The sequence below is a fragment of the Haloarchaeobius amylolyticus genome (genome assembly GCF_042678045.1).
GTDB classification, from domain to species: domain Archaea; phylum Halobacteriota; class Halobacteria; order Halobacteriales; family Natrialbaceae; genus Natrinema; species Natrinema amylolyticus_A.
On the sequence record NZ_JBHUDI010000008.1, the window covers coordinates 113149 to 134436 of the forward strand.

17 protein-coding genes and 4 pseudogenes are annotated in these 21288 nt (G+C 56.3%); 14 read left to right on the forward strand and 7 right to left on the reverse strand.

Features of this window, described 5'->3' with window-relative positions; translation table 11 throughout:
* Window positions 1–110: 110 nt before the first annotated feature.
* Window positions 111–236 (reverse strand): hypothetical protein, encoded by a 126-nt coding sequence (locus ACFR99_RS13620; RefSeq protein WP_390288245.1) that lies wholly within the window; start codon window positions 234–236, stop codon window positions 111–113.
* 625 nt (window positions 237–861) lie between these two features.
* Here ACFR99_RS13620 and ACFR99_RS13625 point away from each other — a divergent pair.
* The gene (locus ACFR99_RS13625; RefSeq protein WP_390288247.1) at window positions 862–2040 is read left to right on the forward strand and encodes an inorganic phosphate transporter; all 1179 of its coding nucleotides are present in this window, start codon (window positions 862–864) and stop codon (window positions 2038–2040) included.
* A 38-nt stretch (window positions 2041–2078) separates the two neighbouring features.
* Window positions 2079–2201, forward strand: a pseudogene (locus ACFR99_RS13630) (universal stress protein); the annotation flags it as partial.
* A 2-nt stretch (window positions 2202–2203) separates the two neighbouring features.
* Here the strand turns inward: ACFR99_RS13630 and ACFR99_RS13635 are convergent.
* Window positions 2204–2302: pseudogene (locus tag ACFR99_RS13635) on the reverse strand (IS5/IS1182 family transposase); the annotation flags it as partial.
* Between the two features lie 155 nt (window positions 2303–2457).
* Complete coding sequence (locus ACFR99_RS13640) at window positions 2458–2745, reverse strand: hypothetical protein (protein WP_390288249.1); 288 nt, start codon at window positions 2743–2745, stop codon at window positions 2458–2460.
* A gap of 148 nt (window positions 2746–2893) precedes the next feature.
* Between ACFR99_RS13640 and ACFR99_RS13645 the strand changes: the two genes are divergently transcribed.
* On the forward strand, window positions 2894–3103 hold the full coding sequence (locus ACFR99_RS13645) for a hypothetical protein (RefSeq protein ID WP_390288251.1): 210 nt from the start codon (window positions 2894–2896) through the stop codon (window positions 3101–3103).
* Between the two features lie 74 nt (window positions 3104–3177).
* On the opposite strand, the gene ACFR99_RS13650 is transcribed toward ACFR99_RS13645, so the two are convergent.
* Window positions 3178–4029, reverse strand: a complete 852-nt coding sequence (locus ACFR99_RS13650) for an IS5 family transposase (RefSeq protein WP_390288253.1) — start codon at window positions 4027–4029, stop codon at window positions 3178–3180.
* 163 nt (window positions 4030–4192) lie between these two features.
* On the opposite strand from ACFR99_RS13650, the gene ACFR99_RS13655 reads away from it, so the two are divergent.
* Together ACFR99_RS13655 and ACFR99_RS13660 are read left to right on the forward strand one after the other, a co-directional pair.
* On the forward strand, window positions 4193–5617 hold the full coding sequence (locus tag ACFR99_RS13655) for a DASH family cryptochrome (protein WP_390288255.1): 1425 nt from the start codon (window positions 4193–4195) through the stop codon (window positions 5615–5617).
* Window positions 5618–5711: 94 nt separating this feature from the next.
* Window positions 5712–6221 carry a hypothetical protein gene (locus tag ACFR99_RS13660; RefSeq protein WP_390288257.1) on the forward strand — a complete coding sequence of 170 codons (510 nt, stop codon included), beginning with the start codon at window positions 5712–5714 and terminating at the stop codon, window positions 6219–6221.
* 2 nt (window positions 6222–6223) lie between these two features.
* Here ACFR99_RS13660 and ACFR99_RS13665 read toward each other — a convergent pair whose 3' ends face one another.
* Window positions 6224–7777: a cryptochrome/photolyase family protein gene (locus ACFR99_RS13665; protein ID WP_390288259.1), complete on the reverse strand. Its 1554-nt coding sequence runs from the start codon at window positions 7775–7777 to the stop codon at window positions 6224–6226.
* 37 nt (window positions 7778–7814) lie between these two features.
* Window positions 7815–8477 (reverse strand): HAD family hydrolase, encoded by a 663-nt coding sequence (locus ACFR99_RS13670; RefSeq protein ID WP_390288261.1) that lies wholly within the window; start codon window positions 8475–8477, stop codon window positions 7815–7817.
* A gap of 282 nt (window positions 8478–8759) precedes the next feature.
* On the opposite strand from ACFR99_RS13670, the pseudogene ACFR99_RS13675 reads away from it, so the two are divergent.
* A pseudogene (locus tag ACFR99_RS13675) lies at window positions 8760–8948 on the forward strand (IS66 family transposase); the annotation flags it as partial.
* Window positions 8949–9182: pseudogene (locus tag ACFR99_RS13680) on the forward strand (integrase core domain-containing protein); the annotation flags it as partial.
* Here ACFR99_RS13680 and ACFR99_RS13685 read toward each other — a convergent pair.
* Window positions 9179–9415, reverse strand: coding sequence for a hypothetical protein (locus tag ACFR99_RS13685; protein ID WP_390288263.1), 237 nt, complete (start codon window positions 9413–9415; stop codon window positions 9179–9181). The pseudogene ACFR99_RS13680 and the gene ACFR99_RS13685 sit on opposite strands and share 4 nt — an antisense overlap.
* 764 nt (window positions 9416–10179) lie before the next feature.
* On the opposite strand from ACFR99_RS13685, the gene ACFR99_RS13690 reads away from it, so the two are divergent.
* The 7 genes from ACFR99_RS13690 to ACFR99_RS13720 form a co-directional block, all read left to right on the forward strand.
* Complete coding sequence (locus tag ACFR99_RS13690) at window positions 10180–10635, forward strand: pilin (protein WP_390288265.1); 456 nt, start codon at window positions 10180–10182, stop codon at window positions 10633–10635.
* A 31-nt stretch (window positions 10636–10666) separates the two neighbouring features.
* Window positions 10667–12421 carry a DUF8186 domain-containing protein gene (locus ACFR99_RS13695; RefSeq protein WP_390288267.1) on the forward strand — a complete coding sequence of 585 codons (1755 nt, stop codon included), beginning with the start codon at window positions 10667–10669 and terminating at the stop codon, window positions 12419–12421.
* Window positions 12418–13287, forward strand: coding sequence for a hypothetical protein (locus tag ACFR99_RS13700; RefSeq protein ID WP_390288269.1), 870 nt, complete (start codon window positions 12418–12420; stop codon window positions 13285–13287). The genes ACFR99_RS13695 and ACFR99_RS13700 overlap by 4 nt, the downstream gene beginning before the upstream one ends.
* On the forward strand, window positions 13288–14496 hold the full coding sequence (locus ACFR99_RS13705; protein ID WP_390288271.1) for a hypothetical protein: 1209 nt from the start codon (window positions 13288–13290) through the stop codon (window positions 14494–14496). It abuts the gene before it with no gap.
* Between the two features lie 5 nt (window positions 14497–14501).
* Window positions 14502–17804 carry a VirB4 family type IV secretion system protein gene (locus ACFR99_RS13710; protein ID WP_390288273.1) on the forward strand — a complete coding sequence of 1101 codons (3303 nt, stop codon included), beginning with the start codon at window positions 14502–14504 and terminating at the stop codon, window positions 17802–17804.
* The gene (locus ACFR99_RS13715; protein WP_390288275.1) at window positions 17797–18996 is read left to right on the forward strand and encodes a DUF8128 domain-containing protein; all 1200 of its coding nucleotides are present in this window, start codon (window positions 17797–17799) and stop codon (window positions 18994–18996) included. The genes ACFR99_RS13710 and ACFR99_RS13715 overlap by 8 nt, the downstream gene beginning before the upstream one ends.
* The coding region (locus ACFR99_RS13720) for a type IV secretory system conjugative DNA transfer family protein (protein WP_390288277.1) at window positions 18986–21288 on the forward strand (2303 nt) is incomplete at its 3' end. The genes ACFR99_RS13715 and ACFR99_RS13720, both read left to right, overlap by 11 nt.

Consider the following 21288-nt stretch of genomic DNA (forward strand, 5'->3'; position numbering starts at 1 on the left):
CTGCCTCGAGGCCAACCGGAGCGTCGTCTAACGGAATGGCTCTTGATCTTACAGACCTCTATCAGCCTGTTGATCGGCAACTGTGCCGGGTCGATCGCCTCAATTACCGATCACTCGACGCTATCGTCGAGGACTACCACCTTGCCTTCGGTCAGTTCGTCGCCGGTTTCCTCGAGAACGTCTTCAGTCTGGCGGTCGATCTCGTAGTCGGCGAGACCGGGATCGATGTTGGTCAATCGCTGGTCGGTCCGGGTCCACTCGAATGTGGTCCCACTGCTCGACTCCGAGATTCCAAAGGCGAAGTTCCCGATCTAAGCGACCTCGAGGAGGTCAGTCTACTGAATTACACGGCGAATCCCGAGTTGACCGTCTGGATCAACCGCTACCTGACTGCGGAAGGTCCAAGCAGAGAGTTCATCATTTTTCCTCCCATGACCTCGAAGGGCGTTCTACTATAAGGTCTCACACGACACCATTGGGAGCGTCCTACGGCAGGCGATAGTCGCTTTATATTCACCCCTCCTTTCATAAATTCATATGTTGAGATAGATGGTGATATTATTGAGACCTCTGCGAAACGACTCTTGCCTTGGGTCTGATTTCGTGACGGACTCCCAATTGTGAAGAACGTATCAACCAAATCGCCCTGTACAGGGGATTTACTTATCAGTGCAGGCGGTTCACTCACCGCGAGCGACCGAGCGTCAGCAAGGGAGTCTGGACTGAATCGTTTAGTACAGAAGGAACACAGGTCAAATAGGTGTAAATTGAACGAATAGACACAATAGTTTGGAGAGTATTATTATAACTTATCCGTCTACTACGGTAGTTCTTTTACTACGAAACGCTTATTATCTACCGATGGTAGAAACCCTACTCGCAATCGGGGTCATTGCGTCTATTTTTGTCGGGTTCAATATTGGTGGCTCATCTACCGGAATCGTGTGGGGGCCACCCGTCGGTGCTGGTATCGTCAAAAAGACGACGGCAGCAGCGCTCATGACGTTTTTCGTCTTTCTCGGCGGGTGGACTGTCGGACGGAACGTGATGGACACGCTGAGCGAAGGGATCATCACGATTGATCTCACGCTTACGGCCGGCGTCGCCGTCCTCTTCTTCATTGGACTGGGCATCCTCATCGCCAATATCTTCGGTGTCCCCGTTCCAACGTCGATGACGACCGTTGGTGCGATAGCCGGCCTCGGACTCGCAACAGGAACACTCAATTATGTAACAATTGCTGGGATCATCTCGTGGTGGGTCGTCACGCCAATTATTGGGTTCTGGATTGGCGGCGTTATTGGACGATACATCTATCCAGAAGTCAACCGACGGGTACAGATTGACAAATCAGATGGCCCATTACTGACCCTCAACCGAGACGGAACGATTCCGAAGCCTACGTTCGGGCCAAATACGACATGGACAGAACTCGGTACCACGGTAGTTGTGTTCGTTATCGGCTGTTACATGGCGTTCAGCGCCGGGGCAAGTAATGTCCCGAATGCTGCCGCGCCACTGGCCGGCGGCGTGGGGGGACTCCCTGACGATACGGCAATCATCATCGCTACGCTTGCGATTGGACTCGGTGGATTCACCATTGCCCGCCGGACGATGGAATCTGTGGGGGGCGAACTGAGTGACATCCCACTGCTCGCAGCCCTCTTCGTCATGGTCACTGCATCAACGATTACAACGTTTCTCTCGTGGATCGGGATACCGATTAGCCTCGTGATGGCGACAGTGATGACAATCGTCGGGATCGGGTGGGGTCGTGCAACACGTCCGATTACCGTCCGCGAGGCGATTAGCCGCGACACGGAAGACAGTAAGATCGTCCCCGGTGCAATCACCGCCGAAGAGATGGAAGGCAAACCAGCCGCGCCGATCGGTGAAGAGGAACCAGAAGAGGTACTCAACGCGGGTGATCTTTTCAATCCCCGGGCGATAATGAAGTACATCTCGATGTGGATTATCGGCCCGTCCGTGTCTACGCTCCTAGCCTATGGGTTCTTCATCCTCCTCCCGGGAGTTGCCTGATGTTGGGACTTAGGTAGCTGGATATCCTTTCTTGAGATATGCTGTCACGAATTCTCGTTCCGATGGATGACTCCGAGCATGCTAGCCACGCGCTTGAGTACGCCCTTGAGAATCATCCTGAAGCTGATGTCACCGTCTTACACGCCGTCGGCGTCCCGTCAAGCTTTGAGAAGTTCGAGGAGTATCGAGCTACGGCATGTTGCGCTAACTGAAATGCTTCCTCGACAAACCGGAGCAACCGAGACTTTGGGAGGGTCTGCATCTACTCAAACTACCGACTGAACCTGTAACTCACTAAGGATTTCAACAGAGCCACTCTCTCTGGAATCGTTCAATAAACTTTCTTGAATATTTGCTGGTCAAAGTTACTACAAGTAATATTGTCGTGATCCAAGTATGAGAAACTAAAGAGCAATTTCAACAATCATCACTTATCGAATGTGAAAAATTTATCTCTGGTGGTTCCCCATGTATTTTAAGATAAACTGTTATAGAACCATCAGAATATTCTGGAAGATGCCATTCATTCCACTCACCTCCACTATTGGGTTTACATTTAACCGTAAGGTTACCTGTATTTGATGGAATCTCTGATCCGTGTATAATAACTCCATCTAGATATTCTTCCAATGTGTTTATCTCGTATCTCTCATCATGGATTATATTATCCCCGTTGGTTATTTTTGGCCTTGTTGAAACCCTCACGCGGTGATAGGTTTCAGTAGCCGTGCTGAATAGAACGCGCAAATCTCGCAGAAAATATTAGCAGCACTGCCGTTGCGTGGCCGAATACTGAAACGCCTCTTGTACTCTTGAAAGGTTCTATCAGTCCCACTGGAGAAGGTGTATCTGAATGAGCGAACGAAATCTCATCGAGGAAATTGAAGCGCGACTTGAGTATATTCCCCGCTGGAAGGTCATTTTGGGTGTACTACTTTTACTCCCACCAGTGACCATTCTCGGAATGGGATTCCTTATTTACGAGCTGCATCAGGCAGGCAAGAGGCTCCGAGAAGATGAAACTGGAACTCCATCAGTAGGAGAAACCGAATCAGACGTCTGAACCCGATAGATAGTCCTCTGAGAAGCCGGGATGATAGATTCACCCTCTATATTCAGCACCCCGTTCCTTTCGAATTACGTACATTCGCCCTCCTCGGATGCAATAGCGAGCCCTCGTTCGAGGTTGTGAACGACGCACTTGATGACGAGTTCCCGGAACTGCTTCCACCAGAGGCGTGACCGCACGAATGCGCCGAATTTCTGTTTGATCGCCGCGTTGACTGTCTCGTTCATATTCCGCTGATGGTAGAGATCGCTGTCCAGCCGTGTATTCCACGCTTTGTGGAGTGGGGCAAACTCCCGGTGCTTGATGAGTGGTCGAATATCGTGGTCACGGGCAAGCCGCCGGAGTTTCTGGTCGCCATATCCCTTGTCAGCAGTCAAGACTGCGATGGACTCTGCGTTCCGTTTCACTACCTGTGGCCCAATTTGTGTATCGTGCTTTCGCGTTGTCGTCACGTGAATATCGAGAACGGCGTTGGTCGCTGTATCGACCAATAGCGTTGTCTTCAACTGCTGGATGGTGAGGTTCGTTCGCTTCGCGTAGTGTGTTGAGGCATGCGCTCGCTCAAACCCGGACGCATCGATGCCGGTGACACCGTTCAGCGGCAAGTCCGCGAGCGAGACGTTCAGTAACACTCGCCAGACGGCCATCTCTAAGCGGTCGAAGGCTTTGCAGAGTGTCGAGGGTGCAGGGATCGAATCGAGATCGAGGGCGTCACGAATGCGGGGCATCTCGATGAGTTCATCGACGAGGTCGCGGTACGTGGTTGTCTTTTTCACCTTGAGACAGAGCAGGACAACGTGTTGCCGGAGCGTGAACCGCTTCCGCGAATAGCGAGTCGAAAACCGTTTGACAGCACGGAGAGCCAACACCAGAGCCCGTTCAACGAATCGAAGGAGCCGTGACTTCGGGAGAGCATCCATCTCCTCGCCAGCTACTCACCTGTCGTGTTTGCCAGCAAGGGTTTCAACAAGGCCGATCGCACAGCTCTCGTGCGACCAGTGTGTAAATCGTTTCAGTTGTTACTGTAGCTGCGGTATCACTGTTTGTCCACAGATACTTGCTATCGCTCTCCGTCCAGACAGCATGGACACCGCCGTCGTCTGGTTTCGAGACGATCTCCGAGTCACGGACAATCCGACGCTCGCCGATGCGGTCACCACGGCAGACGAAATCGTGCCGGTCTACGTCGTCGATCCGCACGAGCGCAGCGAGACACGCTACGGGACCGAAAAGCTCGGCACTCACCGCGCCAGATTCCGCCGCGAGTCACTGCTCGAGTTACGGGCGGCGCTCCGAGAGCGAGGGGGCGAGCTGTTCGTCAGGCAGGGCCGTCCGGAGACAGTCGTTCCCGACATCGCGGGTCGCGTCGACGCCGATGCCGTGTACGCACAAACGAAACCGGCGACGGAGGAACTTGAGGTCGAGAACAGTGTTCGAGCGGCACTTCCCGACGAGATCGCCTTCGAGCACCGGTGGACGCATACGCTGTATCACGTCTCTGATCTCCCGACGTCATACGAGCGGATGGGGGATACGTTCACGCCGTGGCGCAAAGAGATTGAACGCGAGTGTTCGATTCGAGAGCCCGTCGAACCACCGAAATCGATTTCCACGCCAGCCTTGCCCGCCGGCGGTGTACCGACGCTGTCGGACCTCGGACTCGAGACGCCGCCCGAGGACGAACGTACAGTGTTGGCCTTCGAGGGAGGCGAATCAGCCGGCAAGCGCCGCCTCGAGGCGTATTTCTGGGAAGGAGATCACCTCAGAGAGTACAAAGAGACCCGAAACGGGATGCTTGGGGCGGCGTATTCCTCGAAGTTCTCGCCGTGGCTGGCGGCAGGGTGTCTCTCGCCACGGTGGATCTATGACGAGGTCCGTCGCTACGAGGCCGAACGAGTCTCGAACGAGGACACCTACTGGCTCGTCTTCGAGTTACTGTGGCGTGACTTCTTCCAGTTCCAGTTTTGTAAATACGGCGCACAGTTTTTCCATCCCAACGGAATCCGGGACATCGAAAAAGCGTGGGAGCACGACCGGGAGACGTTCGAGCGGTGGGCGAACGGCGAGACGGGGATTCCGTTCGTCGATGCGAACATGCGTGAGCTAAACCGGACGGGATACATGTCCAATCGTGGCCGCCAGAACGTCGCCTCGTTTCTTGCCGACGCACTTGGTATCGACTGGCGCTGGGGAGCAGCATACTTCGAGGAACGACTCGTTGACTACGATGTCGCTTCAAACTGGGGGAACTGGGCCTACCAGGCCGGCGTGGGAAACGACTCCCGTGACAATTACTTTGATGTCCTCTCACAGGCCGAATACTACGACGCCGACGGCGAGTACGTGACGACTTGGCGTCCCGAACTCGAGGGACTTCCCTCGGCGTTCGTCCACCGGCCCTGGCGACTGAGCGACGAGCAACAGGCCACCTACGGCATCGAACTCGGCGTCGACTACCCGCGGCCGATGATCGACATCGAGGCACGCTACGACGAACTGGATAGCTGACATCGCTGCTCGGAGGATAGGGTCTCGAGACACTCGGCGGGAGCTACCACCGCCACCGTGTACGCATTTGTGTCAGCACACAGTATGCTCCGGCATGTTCAGACGCGCTCGAGAGGTCGGCCCGCCGATCCTGGTCCCGTTGGCCTGGACGTTCGTGACGGCCGCCCACCTTGAGGTCGTAACCGAGCACACGCTGTTCATCGCTCACGTCGTGATGGCCGTCCTTCTGGTCGGCTTCGCGGCGACCGGCTACGCCGACATGCGCGAGGGCGTCCTACGCACGTGGTGGCTGCTCATCGCCGTCGGCTCGGTCGTCACGCTCTGTGGGGTCGTCGGCCTCTGGCTCGAGCCGACGAATCCGGCGCTTACGGCCGTAGCTCTCTTCGGCTGGATGCTTCTACCGGCAGTCGGCTTCGTCGATACCGGGCGTCGGGTCACCAAAGGGGGCTGGATCTACGCGGTCGGGACCGCGGGCTGTCTGCTCGGCGCGGCCCTCTACGCCGTCAGCCCGACCTGGGGCACCCGGACGGCCGCGGTCGGTGGGCTCGTGCTCGTCGGGCTTGGCCAGACGGCAGGAATTTTCGATGCGGCGATCCGCTACTGAGACTACACGTCGTCGACGTTGGCCCGCAGATCGACGACGTGCTCGCGGATCGCCTCGAGGTCGCCGGCCTCGCGTTTGGTATCGACGTGTGAGTACATCAGTCCCATCCGGTGATTGTCGCGGAGTTTCGCTTCGTTTCGGGCCAAAAAGTCCCAGTAGAGGGCGTTGAACGGACACGCACCTTCGCCGGTCGTCTTGTCGCTGTCGTAGCGGCAGTCGGCGCAGTAGTCGGACATCCGATCGACGTAATTCGCCGACGAGACGTACGGCTTCGTCGCGAAGACACCATAGGCGTACTGGCCCATCTCGACGACGTTCGGGGTCGTCACCCAGTGATAGGCGTCGACGTAGGTCGCGTGAAACCACTCGTTGAGTTCCCGAGGCTCGACGCCCCACAGCGTCGCGAAGTTCGCCAGGACCATCAGCCGCTGAATGTGGTGGGCGTATCCCCGATCGTAGACGTCGCCGATCGTCTCGGCGAGACAGTTCATCCCCGTCTCGCCCGTCCAGTAAAAGTCCGGCAGCGAAGCCGTCGCCTCGAGCTGGTTGGCACTCGCCAGTTCCGGCATCGTCTGTCGATACACGTGACGGACGAACTCGCGCCAGCCCAGAAGCTGCCTGATACAGCCCTCCGCGGACGGAAGCGAGACCGCATCCCGGTCGTGGTAGGCCGTTTCGACCGCCTCAATCACTTCGAGTGGGTGTAACAGGCCGATGTTGATAACCGCGCTCAAAAGCGAGTGGGCCATTGCCCAGTCGTCGGTTCGCATCGCATCTTGGTAGGGACCGAACGCGGGAAGCCGATACTCGAGGAAGTGCTCGAGGTGGTCGCGGGCTCCATCGCGAGTTACCGGCCAACGAACCCCCTCGGTACTGCCCCAGGTGTCGAACGTCGACTCGACCCAGGCAGCGGTCTCCTCGACTACTACGTCGGGCTCCGGGGAGGGGGCGGGTGGTGCCTTCCACTCTTCGGGCGGGAATTCACGATTTTGGTCGTCGAAGTTCCACTCGCCGCCGACCGGCTCCTTGCCGTCCATCAGCACGCCGGACTCCCGGCGCATCCATCGGTAGAATTGTTCGTGCGTGAACGTCTCTGCGCCATCGGCCCACTCGTCGAACGCCCCGCGGGTGCTGACGAACAGTTCGTTCTCGCAGACCCGAAGGTCGCCACCGGCGTCGGCGACGAGGTCACGAAATCGCCGCTCGGAGCCGTAGCTCGGCGACCGCATTGTCACGAGCGTGGCGTCGGGATGCTCCGCGAAGAACGTCTCGAGTGCGTCGCCGAACGTCTCCGCCTTGAGATAGATCACGTTGTAGCCGGCGTCGGACAAGCGATCCCTGAACCGGCGCATTGCGGCGAACACGAGCGTGAGCTTGTGGTGGTGGTACGGCAGCCGGCGGGCGAAGCCGTGTGCCTCGATCAGCAACACTCGGTTGCCATCGGGCGCTCGAGCAAGCGGCCCACAGCGTTCAGTGAGGTGTGTCCCGAGGACCCAAGGGACATCGTCGTCACCCAGGGTATATTCACGGACCGTCCCGACTGTCGGCTGGTGCATACCGGTCACACGAATCGGTCGGGGATAATTCCCATCCCTACAACAATTCCAGAACGGCGCTCAGGCTCTCGGCCTCGACGGTAGGCTCTATCTCAAGGTGACGAGTGGCGTTGTGATCTCGACGGAGAAAGACAGTATCAAAGCCTGCCCGCTGGCCGGCGACAATGTCGCTCTCACTGTCGCCGACGTACAGCGGGTTCGAACAGTCCAGATCGGCCGCAGCAGCCTCGAGATATGTCGATTCAGGCTTCTTTTCTCGAAGGCTCTCGCGGGTCGGCTCTCTGGCACGGACCGTCTCGACGTACCCGTAAAGGCCGTGCTCTCGAAGAACGAACTCGACGATCCGGGTTTGGTTGTTGCTCACGATCCCAGTCGGGACCTCGACACGCTCGAGACTCGTTACGTCCTCGTACGGTACTTTTCGCCCGGCTCTTGTTTCCCTCCGCAGCGTTTGCTCGATTCGCTGCTCCCGACACTGCCAGAGCCGGTCGGGATCCACCCCGTATCGATCCGCAACAGCACACAGGTCGTCCTCCCAGACTCGGATCGTGATCGCGTCGACATCGTCGGGACTCGGGTTCGAGATTCCGGCATCGACGAACGCATCGGTCGCGGCGGCTCGTAACACTTGGTGCGAACAGAGCGTAACGATCACGCCGTCGTGATCGAGGAGCAGTCCATCGTACCGCGTCTCGGTCATTGTCTCGATATTGGATCCAGCAGTACTGTGGCTGTCGGTTCCGGAGATCCGTAGATTTTCGCACGTGAATCCACCGTTCGAGAGCGCAGATGCTCCGGTGTATCTTGAGAGACCGGAATGCTTCGAGTAAGTCGCTCGAACGATCAGTTAGCACAACAGTTGATTCGACCCACAGTCACGGCAGGCCGAAAGAAAGCGGAATTATGTGTAGTTGGATAGCGATTTGCCGTCAGACCGATTTCGTAGCAGTCTCATGAATGGTCTCTCAATGGTGAACCAAGTGTGTCGCTGGGGATTGGCGGATCGCCGGAATCGATAGATTCCGCGATCCGCACCGAGGACAGTACGCATCTCCGCCAGCAACTCGTAATTCAAAAGCTCGAGAACCGTCTTCTCCGTCGCCAACTCGCTGCACAGCAACAGCAGATAGAGGAACTTGAGACTCGCCTCAAGCGGTACGAAAACCCAAACCTGACTGCCCTCTTTCGACACGACCTGAGCGGTCAGCTCAACTACACAGACCGGAACCACATCGAGAAATGGTTCCAGACTGTGTCGATGCGAATCGACCGCTTTCACTCGTTTTGTCGGGGCAGTCCAGCCAGTGCACGTCGCTGGCTCAGACGGTTTAGACACCACTATAACCACGATCGACCAAATCAAGCACTCGATGGCCGAACGCCAGCTCAGGAGGTGCTGAACTAGACTGTGCCGAAGAAGGTATCTTGGTCCTGAGGCGCGATGCCATGATCAGCTAGTGTCATTTCAACATTTGATCTAGCTTCACTCTCTTCTGTCATTGGTCCTGTATCTGAATCAAATACAGTCGGGACAACCTCGTTTAGTGCACTCTCTGGAAAGTCTGCTATAACCCCTGCATCTTCGACAAATTGAGAAGGTGCTTCTTCGCTTCCAAACAACTGAAGTTCGGGTGACATTTTCTGCTGATTATTCTCATAGGAGGCATTTAATGGTTCTAGTCCCTAATCTTACAAATGGCTGTGTAGAGAAGAGGGATATAGACGGGGAATAAGCACTATTCTTGGAGTGATGCCTGGGGTTGGACGCCGTCAGAATCTAATTCCCGAATATGCACACGAACATCTGCGTTGATTTTGGACGATATATCTGAGTATCGATGACGATCTCTTTTGAAGAGACTAAGGTGGCTGTCGTGAAGGTCGTGCAGTTCGTGGATTACCAGACGGACAACAAGGTGTATAGGTCGACGATTTCAGTAGCGAACGTGTGCAGTTGATTGCGTATGCGAATGGATCGATGCCGGGAGAGATCTTCGATGCGGAACTCGCTATAGCGATGCCTTCGTCGTGGGAAGGAGAAGTCTTGAGAGTGATAGCGAGTTTTGAGGACTGAAACTAACACCATTAGTAAGTTTTATCGGAAATTTTTATATAGCATATTCAATAAGTGTTCTGTGTGTTCAAATCCCATGGTGAATGAACCATGCAAAATGCAGACACTATGAGTGGCTTGGTTCAACTGATCGACGCAGTATCAGTCCTCCCGCAACCCGAGCCACATCCGCCTACTAGGTCCCAAGACGGACTGGTCGAGCAGACGCCCTTCGACGAGACTCGTTCTCGGAGCCCTCGAGGTGAGGTGAGTGATCGAACTGAAGCAGCCCCCGTTAGTGTGGCTCTCGAGGCGCTGTTCGAAACATTCCATGCAGACCGTTACACCAATGAGTACCAATTCACCGCGTAAGTCGCCAGATGCGTCGACTGAATGCCCTGATTTGCTGGCTGGGTTCCGACAAGCGTGTAGGCGAGTCGCGCCGGCAGCGACCTCACTTGCTGTGTGGCTGACCTTCATTGCCCTTGCTTCCGGATCGGTAGCTGCCCAGTCGAGTGTGGGTGACGTCTACTGTGGAACCGGTGTCGAGACCGGCATTGGCATCGTTTTTGGAGCTGTTGCTGGTCTCGGTCTTCCAGCAACGGGATTCTACGTCGGTCGAGCTGGCCTCTCGTACATGCGTGCCGGTGGGAATCCCGAAAAGAAGAATCAGGCCAAAGAGAGACTCGTGATGTCGGGCATCGGGTTCGGGATTATCGTCCTCGCGCTGATCTCACCTGAGCTGATTGACAAGGTTGGAAGTCAGATGGGATTCGGCTTCTCAGACTGTGTCAAACCGTTCTGAGCCACCAGAGCTTGCGGTTGCCTGAAGCCCAATGACCACGCCACGTGTGATCGACGTTGCCCTCATGCTTCTTGTCGCAAGCGGAGGCGCTGTGTTCTTGGCTGTCGGTGTCGCTGTTGCCGAGCCGAATTCGAGTCCAGCGATTCCTGCGGATGGGCCAGATTACGGCGTGAACGAGACACGGTTCCCGCTGTTGTGGTCGGATGACCTCGATCAGCAAAACCGCTCGAGCGAGGAATTCGAGGACACAATTTCCTCTGGGCCGGAGTTTTCGACCCGGCTTGCAGGGTCGACAGACGTCCCGTTCGAGAAGCCAATCGAAGACGTCGAGAGGTGGAACAGCGGTGATCTCCAGGACTTTGATCCTGGCGGCGAGAAAACCTCTGTCCATCCCGAACGGGCACACCTCGAGGATGGGCTCTACATCCGGGATGCGTACACGAGCATCGCTGCAGTCCAGCCGTCGACGGTGCTGCACTCGGGGAATACCTCGACGCGGTACGTCACGCCAGACGGCGAGGTCCTTGCGATAGCCGATTACCGGGTCCGTGTCCCAGACGATGACACGAGCGGCTCTGTCCGCCATCACTGGTCGATTGCTGACACTGCCGTTGACACGGTTGTCCTACAGACAGAGAATTGGATACTCGATGCTGATCACGGCCATCGCTCCACTCTCGAGTATCGGGGACTGTCGGGAGCGCAGAATCTGACTGTCGAGGCCACAATCACTGCTCGCCTTCGCCATGAAACCCGGACGTGTACTGATTACAATAGCACGAGCGGGTCCTGTGAGGGCTCATGGGAAACAGAGGTCGACTATCCAACCGAACAGGTAACAGCGACTGATTCACGCCACGCGGTTGTGGCGCAAATCGATGATAACGGTGCGAAGCGCGTTACATTCGAGAACGGTGCAACTCACACTGGTGTCGTCATTCACCCAGGAACCCAGTGGTCTGCAATCGATATTGGCAGTGACGCGCGTCTCCGTGGAAATTGGCGGTTCTATTCGGCGGGAGTCGATGGCTGGCGGACGATGGTCTCTCGGACGGACACAGAGACGACTCGGACGAATTCGTCTGTTCGTCCGGTACAACTCCACGCCATCCCCACGCAGAAACGGCCGGATATGCCGAGCAAGGCAACGGACGATGCCGAGCCACCGTTAGTGATCGAAGAGGCGTGGGGAAGCAAACACGCTGGCCCGTCCCTCTCGAGCGAGATTGCTATTCCGACGGTTGACAACTATACGAATGCGACATCGATCGCCGTCCGCTCAGAGACGCTTCCAGCAGCCACCTTCGACGAGGTGACCGTTCACGGGATCGTTCGTGGCCAGTCAGAGACGATTTCGGTCACCGACAACGGAACCGTTCGTGACACAACTCTCGAGTTGGCCGTTCTCGAGGCAAACTCGTCGGGAACGCTTGTCCAGGCATCCGTCACGGAGACAACGACCGGTGATCCGGTCACGACTGGGCGAGTCGCCATCGGCAATCAATCGGCTGCGCTGAACGCGAGCGGAATGGCTGTCCTTGAACTCGAGAAGCAGCCGTCATCGCTCATCGATGGCCAGTACGTTCCCGCAGACTGGTGGCGTGCCGATCAGTTGTACTCAGCAGCCGAGGATCGGGCGATGGTTCCCCCGAACTACCCCGAGTTTCAGAAGCTTGTCCAGTTGTTCCTCGTGACGCTGCTCTGGTTCCTCCCGGTTGCTCTGGCTGTCTACGGTTTTGACTACCTGACTGGCGGTGCGGTCCTTGGACTACGAGACCATCCATGACAGAAAATACCAATCCAGACAACAGCGGTATCGCTCGCCGAGCAGTCCTTGCCAGCTTGGGTCTAAGTACAGCTGCCCTTGCTGGCTGTACGTCGGGGTCGTCCACAGACCCATCGAACACCAGTAACAGTACGGATGGCAACGGAATTAGCGCGGAAGGGAGTGACGTCTTCACCTCTGTCGAGATGGGTGACGCAAACCTCGAGATCGAAGTTGCCGATGATGTGTCGGTGGAGTTCATCAACCTCATCGATCCGAACGGTGAGTTGTTCGACCAACAGCGTCTCGCAAGCGGTGAGACCACGACATCGTTCGAAGTTCTCGGTCGCGATCAGGACAGTATCCCAACTGGGGACTACGAACTGATTGCTCTCGATGGAGGCGAGCAGGTCGATACGACGACAATCACGCTTGAGGCGGAGTGTACGATTACGGATGTGCTGTGGGCAGTAGAGAACCCCGACATGGAGTGGGACAAGAATTCGCCTGTCTGGGATGAGTACGCAGCGGTCGTTATTGAGAATACAGGCACGATTCCGTCGTTACTCACCGAACTTCAGTGGAAGGGTTCACCAGTTGCCCGACTACTGTCGAAGGAATTGCAGTCGTACTACCACGAGACACACTTGCCGCCGGGAAAGACTACAGTCTACTCTAAGGGATCTGTCTATGCGACAGATGGTGCAGTACACTCGCTAGACTGTGATGAACTCGGTACGGAACCAATGACTGTCACAGCTCATGTCCAAGTCGGATCAAACCCCTCGTACACCCAGCAAATCAAGTACGGAGATAGTCAGTCATGTGAGCTTACTATCGTTGATGGCAGCTCTGATGAATCCATATCTAGCGGGGGTGAGAATTAGATGGCATGGTTGCAAGAGGAGGTTGAGAACGCAATTAAGAACGTCATTGAGGATTTCACTGATGCTCTTCTCAGCCTTGTCAATGATATCTATGAAGCGATTCTAGAACCTATTGTCGGTGTTCCTGCTCCAGAATCGGACTCTGAATATATGGTCATCGGATCCCCAGACAACGCGCCATGGGAGAGTTTGTATCAGGACGTATACCTTACATATATTCTCCCACTTTCCATCATGATGATAGTTATCGCCTTTGCTTTCGTTGGTCTCCGGTCGGGCTCCATGAGCGAGTACCGGCGAAAACAGCTGCTACGACGGCTTGGGCTTGTATTTATGGGTACCTTCGTCTGGTTCCCACTGGTATCGATCCCGCTGCAGTTCTTCGACGCAGTAGGTATGACGATCGCTCCAACTGATGAAATGTCTGCGGGGCTCGGTGGCCTTATTCGGTCCTCTCTTGGTGGAACATTTGCTATTCTAGCAATGGTCGTCGTATCGAACTTCTTTTTGATCGTTGCAGGGTTCGTCGTCGCTTTCCGGTGGATCGCTCTCTATGTGCTAACACCGATTATGCCGCTATTGGGTGTCCTCTGGTCGATGGAGGTGTGGCCATTTAGTCCAGCGGCAAACATGGCGCGTCGTGCTTCAGGCATCTATCCTGGATTAGTGCTTGCTGGGATTCCACCAGCGATCCTCTTCCGGATTGGATGGGAGGTTGGTGGTCTCGAGACTTCTGTGAAAGGGCTCTTCTCCTTGTTTATCGGGTTGACGCTGATCCCTGCAGCGATTATCGCGATGGTCATGACCGTCTATTGGAGTAGCCCAGCGATGCGGACGATCGCCCAGAAAGGGGCTACTGCAACGAATCCTGCAGCGGCCAAAGCTGGCGCTGCAAAGGCAAAACGGACCTCTGGAAAAGCTGTCCGTGGAGCCCGAAACGTCCACCGTGGATACGCAGATAACCAGGTCGGCCCCGTAACGAGGAGCGGCCAGACGACACTCGGGACCGGCGACTCGAAAGCGTACAAGCTTGGCTCCTCGGCTCGCTCAACGAAGGATCACGCCGGCCGCTACAACAACTTGCGGAAGTCGAAGACAGGACGGATGCGCGATAAGGCCGCTGATGACGCTCGCAAAGCGACACGGAAAGCGTCGACTCGAGCGAAGCGTGGGCTCAAAAACACGAAAGAGAAGGTCTCGAGGTGGTGAGTTTGATGAGTACGAACACTGAGGATCACGAGTATAATGCGCGAAAGATCCACCAGTCATTAGGTGGCACAACAGCCTTTTTCCAGGGCTATACGATCGGCGAACTCATGCTGTTTCTCGCAGTCGCGTTCGTCACGGTCGTTGTAGCGACGTTCGTCCCATCAGCACTGACAATCCCGGTGCTGGGATTCGGACTTATGCTTACGACGCTGCTGTTCTTGCTCCACAAGGTCAAGCCCGGATATTTGTGGCTCACCGAGTGGCTCGCTGCTCGTCTTAGCTGGGCGATCAAGAACAAGGAGTACACGCACGGCGGCGAAGACAATAGCGAAGTACGGTATCTGACTCGCCTACAGCGAGTGTACCCGCATGCCATCGAACGAACGGATGGCGCACTCGTTGGGGCGATGAAAGTCGAGCCCGCGAACATGGCTCTTGAGGACGACGACGCGTGGGCGAAGGCTGTTCAGTCACTCTCGGAGTTCGCCAACTCGACTGTCAACTTTCCAGTGAAGATCTACGTCACTAGCCGCGAGGTCGATGACGACGAGATCGTCCGTGTACATCAGAACCGACTCGCTGACGCTGATGTTCGCTCACGCCCCGTGTTGAAACGGCTTCTCGAGAAATACGTTGCGGCGAATACGACTGACAACGGTGAAATCGACTCTGAGACGACCACGATCCGCGAGTACTACCTCATCACCGCGGTGAACGACGATGATATCGAGTACTTCGATAAAACGGACGACAGTGTCCTCGCCTATCTTGCTGACCTTCCTGCTATTGGACGGCTCTTCGGTCGGTTCCAAACTGACGACCTGACCGACGCTGAGCGAGAGCAATTCAAGGAAGAGCATCTCGAGTCACGACTCACACAACTCCGTCGTGGTGGGTCGTCGCTCTATCGGTGTTCGATCAGCCCCGTCGATGCCTACGATCTCGCTCGGATCACGAAGGAGTACTGGACGTGCCATCCCGAAGAGTACGCCGATATCACGAATGCACTCGGGACGTTCCCAGTCGTTTCCCACGGGATAAGCGACGGTGTCCCAGCAACGCCCGATCCTGACGACGTCCTCGATGCAATGGCTGAGCACGACAGTCCGTCAGATACGGCTTCGAGCGATCGTGGTGAAGACACTATCGACGACTCGTCCGCCGGAACTGGCGATCAGCTGCCAGACACGTCGACGATGCACCAGTCGGTGATTGCGCCGTCGACGGTCGACTGGGAAACGACCTACGCTGTGATCAACGACGAGACGTACGTTCGCACGTTCTGGATCGAACAATTCCCCGAGGAACCGCCAGATGGCCTTCTCGAGCGACTGCTACTCGACACGGAGTTGCAGACCGACATCAGCATCCATCTCGATCCGTTCGACAGCCAGTCGGCTCAGGACATGATGGCAGACTGGATCTCAGATTTGAAGATCAACCAGCACGACTCGAATAGCCTCAAATCCGAGGATCTCCAGGAAGACATCGATCAGGCGAAGTATATGCGGTCGCTCGTCCGTGCGAACAAAGCGTCGTTCTATCGCGGTGGTGTGTTCATTCGCCTCGCCGCTAATAGTCAACAGGAACTCGATAATCAGACGACGCGCCTGCGGTCGATCATCAAGGATGCGCCAGCGAACTGTACGCTCAAGGTCGCAAGTCGCTGGCAGGAACGCGGACTCGCAACAGTGTCGCCGCTTGGCGCGAACGAACTTGGCCGTGACCGTATGTCGACGCTGACGAACCAAGCCGTCGGCGCGATGTTTCCGTTCTCGTCGAACTACCTGATGATGGACGAGGGTATCGAGTACGGCTATCACGGCCACAACGGTTCCCCAATCCGAATCAATCCATGGGCGCTCGAGACAGGTCACAGTGAACTCGTCGTCGGGATGCCGGGCGCTGGGAAGACGTTCGGCGACATCATGCGCCATCTTCGGATGATGAAACGCCGCACCGACACGATGCTCGTTCTCGTCGATCCAGTTGGTGGCTTCCGCGGGATCGCAGACGCGCTGAACGCAAAGACGATCACCGTCGGTGGCGACACGAGACTCAACCCACTTGAGATCCGCGAGACGCCACAGCACGTCCTCAACTCCAGTGATGGGATTTCACCCCTCTCGGCGAAGAAAGACGAAGTCTACGCTGTCCTCGAGAACTTCCTCGACGCTCGCGATATCGAACTTGGAACCGAGACGGGCGTTCTCTCGTATGTCATCGACGAAGCCTACCGGCAAGCAGGGATCGTTGAAGACGACGTCTCGACGCATACGTCGGCAAACTCACCGACGATGCAGGACGTTCACCGAATTCTCTGTGATATCGCCGAGAACCCAGATGAGCACAATATCGCGGAGTCCGAGTCCGCTCGCGAGCGTGCTGCACAGTATGCGGACGAACTCGCGATTGCGTTCCAGCCGTTCCGCGAGGGTGGCTCCTACGAGAATCTCTCACATCACTCCGAGATCGATATCCTCGAGGGCGACAGCAAAGTCGTCTATATCGACCTCGGTCAGATCGAGGGCAGCGCATCGGGGATCGATCGCCAGACGTTCCTGATGCAACTGTTGCTGTCGACGATCTACCAGCAGGCGAAAAACACTCAGCGAAACGTTGAACTCGCGATCGACGAAGCCCACTACCTCTTCGAGGATCAAGCGAATCTTGACTTCCTCGAGACAGCGTTCCGGCACCAACGCCATGCGGGGCTTCGGATGGTGTTACTCTCTCAGACGGCCCAGGAGTTCTATGAAACTGAGCAGGCGGAGAAGATCATCGGCATGTGCCCGATCAAAGTCCTCCACAAGCTCCCCGAACTGGATGATCGGACAGCGGACAAGATCGGCCTCACGGAAGAGCAGCGCCGGTACGTCAGAGGTGCCGACGCCGGCAACGAAGACCTTGGCTACAGTCAGGCACTCGTTCGCGTCGAAGAACACGGAACGTACCCGCTGCATATCGTTGCTGACGACTTCGAGAAACGAGTCATCGACTACGAGCCCGAGGACCAGGCCTTCATTGAGCAGGCGATTCGTGACGAGCCAGCAGAGTTGCTCGCTTTCGAAGAGTTCGTCGAGAACGAAGCTCAGCGCAACGCGCTTGCAACGCGTCTCGATCTCAGCGCAGATGCGGCCAGTCGGCTTCTCGAGGCAGATCTCACGAAAGAGGAGGTTCTCGATGCGGTCGTCGAGCATTCCCTCGAGACAGACAGTGAAACATCAGCTGTCCGGCCTGACGGTGGGGAATCAGCTACTGCACAGGATACGACTGAAACGGAGTCTGACACGCAAGACCATGACTAGGTTCAACCAGATCAAGACAATCCTGGGTTCGTCGCCACAGTACGAGGCGACGCAACTCGACTTCGGAGAGCACGATTCGTTCGTCCAACAGCAAGCGGATACGCCAGGCACGCTGCTGCGGATCCGCCCCTACAAGGAGAACAATGGTATCGCGGACGGGGCCGGGGTCCTCCAGTCAGTCCACGATGTGACGACGAACTTCCGTGGGAAGAATACGAGTGACCACCACTCGTTTGAGGTCTGGTTTGACGAAGGGAAGATCAAGTTCTACATGCACGCTGCTACCGAGGCGGCTGCCGACAAGTTCCGTCGTCGTGTCGGAAACAACTACGCCAATAGCGAGGTCATCCCAGTCGAAGAGGGCTATGCGTTCCCCGTCATCGACGCTGACGAGTACGTTGCCGGCGCGTGGCTCGAGATGGAGAAGATCCCCTACTATCCGATCCGCCATCACAATAGCGAGGGCTTCGAGACTGATCCCTACGGCGAAATCACGAGCGAAATGCTCTCGCTTGATGAAAGCACGGTTATCACGCAGGTCGTCTTCCGACCTGCGAAACAGTCGTGGACCGACGGCGACCGGTTCAAGCACAATAGCGTCGACGAACTCGCGCACGCGCTTCGGCAAGGGACATCCGTCGGCTGGCTTAATCCCCGAACGCGACCGCCAAGCGAGAAGGACAAACAGGCTGCGAAAACCATCGAACAGCAACGTGGCCAGCAGGCGTTCCACGTGAACATTCGCGTGCTTGCTGCCTCGAGCGAGCAAGACGAGGCTGAGGCCCGTGCTCGTGGCGTCGCGGGGATGTTCAGGAAGTACTACAACGCGATCACTGAGCAGGGCCTTAACGATAATCCTGTTTGGCATCGTCGAGAGAGCAAACGCGAAACGCGGCTTCGGCAGTTCGTCCAGCGGATGTGTGACCGTGAGTGGATCGACCGGCACATGATTATGACCGTCGACGAACTCGCTGGCGTCGCACACATCCCCAATTCGGAGATTGAGACGCCAAAGATCGACTGGCGGTATACACAGCGTGGCGATCGGCTGCCAGCAGATGGGAGCCGATACGCAGCTGACGAATCACCTGACGACTCACCGGCAGATGGACAGATCGCTGGCGTTCCGAACGAGACAGCAGTCAGTTTTGAACAACCAACTCGAGAACAGGAGGGATTCGATGGTGCTTGATCGCTTCTTTGGATCCGGTGACGAGGCTTCCAGTGACGACCACCATGATGAGCACGCCGCTGGAGGCGATGAACAGCCGGAAGAAAACACGGCCGCTGAATCGTCAGCTCATCAACCCAGTCCCGATGAGGATGAACAATACGATATCGTCGAACAGAACACGACTCGTATTGGCGGAAAGAAGGTTATCACAGAAACAGCCGACGAGGGGACAGTTGCAGGCCCGTTCGTTCGAGAAATGTTCGAAGCCGGGATATACAATGCACCAGCGCCACTCTGGATCGGCTACTCAGAGGACCCACAGACCGGCTTTCGTGAGGCGCCGCTCCGATTTGAGTCGCTCTTTCGGCACACATGGATCGCCGGAACGACCGGCTACGGAAAGACGACCGAACTCCTGAATATGATGGTTCAGTGGGCCTACTCCGGGTACGGCTTCACGTATTTCGATCCAAAGGGTCGTGACTCCCGAGAGCTCCTCCGGATGCTCCCCAAACATCGTCTCAAGGACGTGGTTTGGATCGAACCCGGTTCGACTACTCACGAGAAGACGATCGGGATGAACTTCCTTGAGGTGCCCGAGTGTGAGACGCGCGAGGAACTCGAGAACGAGATCGAAAACCGGGTCGAGAACCTGAAAGCGGTCTTCGACACCTCTGACTACTGGGGCATCAACATGGAGGCGATCACCGAGTCGATGGCTCGAGCGATGATGAAATCGGAGAAGCCGTTCTCAATCATCGATATGTACTTCACGTTGCTCAACGCCGAGCGGCGCGAAGACTTCGCCCTCGATGTCGAGGATCCCTACATCAGGGAGTTCTGCCTCGAGATCGCGAATATGGAAGAGGAGACGATTCGGCCATTGCTGAAACGGATCAAATCGTGGGTCGAGAATTCGGTGATTCGTCGGATCATTGCCCACCGTGAGAGTACGATCGATTTCCGAGACATCATCGACAACGACCGAATCGTCATCGTCCGAACGCCCGTCGAGAATACGGACATCAAGAAGATGGTCACGCTCGGCGTGATGCGGAATCTCTGGAGTTCGATTCAGCGGCGATCATATGAGTTGGATACGACGCCGGATCCCTACTTCGTCCTCTGTGACGAGTTCGATGATATCGCCAGTGACAATCTCGACATCGAGTCAATGCTGGCTCGAGCCCGGTCGATGCGGCTCTCCGTGACTCTTGCCTCGCAGTATCCCTCGCAATTTGACGAGGACACGCTGAAAGCGATGCAGAACAACTGTGACAACCTCCTCACGTTCTCGGTTAACGACAGTGATGACGCCGAACTATTGATGAAACGATTCCGCGACTACACCGCAGAAGACCTCATCACGACCGACCAGTTCAAAGTGTGGACGCGGATCCCTCTTTCTGGGGGACGATACTCCGAACCCGTCTTGATTCGGACGTTTCCGCCATACCCGCCTCTCCGTGGGACAGACGACGTCGATGACATCATCGAACAAAGTCTCGAGCGGTATGGGACTGACCCGCTAACGGACGCAGAGATCCTTCAGAACCTCATCTACAGCGATTCCAATGAGGCTGCCAATCCGACGAAGATACTGGACGAGACCATGGCAGAAGCTCTCCGCACAGTCCAAATTCGAGAGGGTGTACGAGAGGCAAATGGCTGGGTCGAGGTCACGGCTGTTGACGAGGAACTCGTGGCTCGCCTCGAGAAAACCGAGCCCGAGATTGACTATGCATACGAAGACCTGCCGGACGTGCGCGATGCCTCGCAGTTGATCGAGGTCGACCTGCAGAACGATGAGATCGTCGCTCGGCTCACTGACGAGGGTGAAGAGTTGGTCCGGCCTAAGACGGGCACTGTCGGCTCAGCTGGTGGAACCAGCCACGATGCAGTGCTTCTGGATACTGAGGTAGCGCTCACTGAACGCGGGTTCAGTGTCGAGATCCTCGAGCAGGATGGGAGTGAGCAACCTGACGCAGTTGCCACGCACCCAGATCACGATGTGGTGTTTAACATCGAGGCAGAGACAACAACGCCAGACCGCCCAGCGAAGGTTCTGCAGAATCTCAAACGCGCTCACGAGGAAGACCGCATTCCGATCTTCGTTGTTCGACCTGGAGAATCTGAGACACAGGTGGCATCACGAGTCGAGAATATCCTTTCAAAGCCACTGCACGAACGATCGGATGGCACTGAGCAGTTCTACAACTGTGATGAGATTGTGACCTTCGGTGGTGGCGCGACAGCTCATGGTGGCGTCACTGCGGTTCGTCCACAGACGACGGATGCAAATCGGACTGT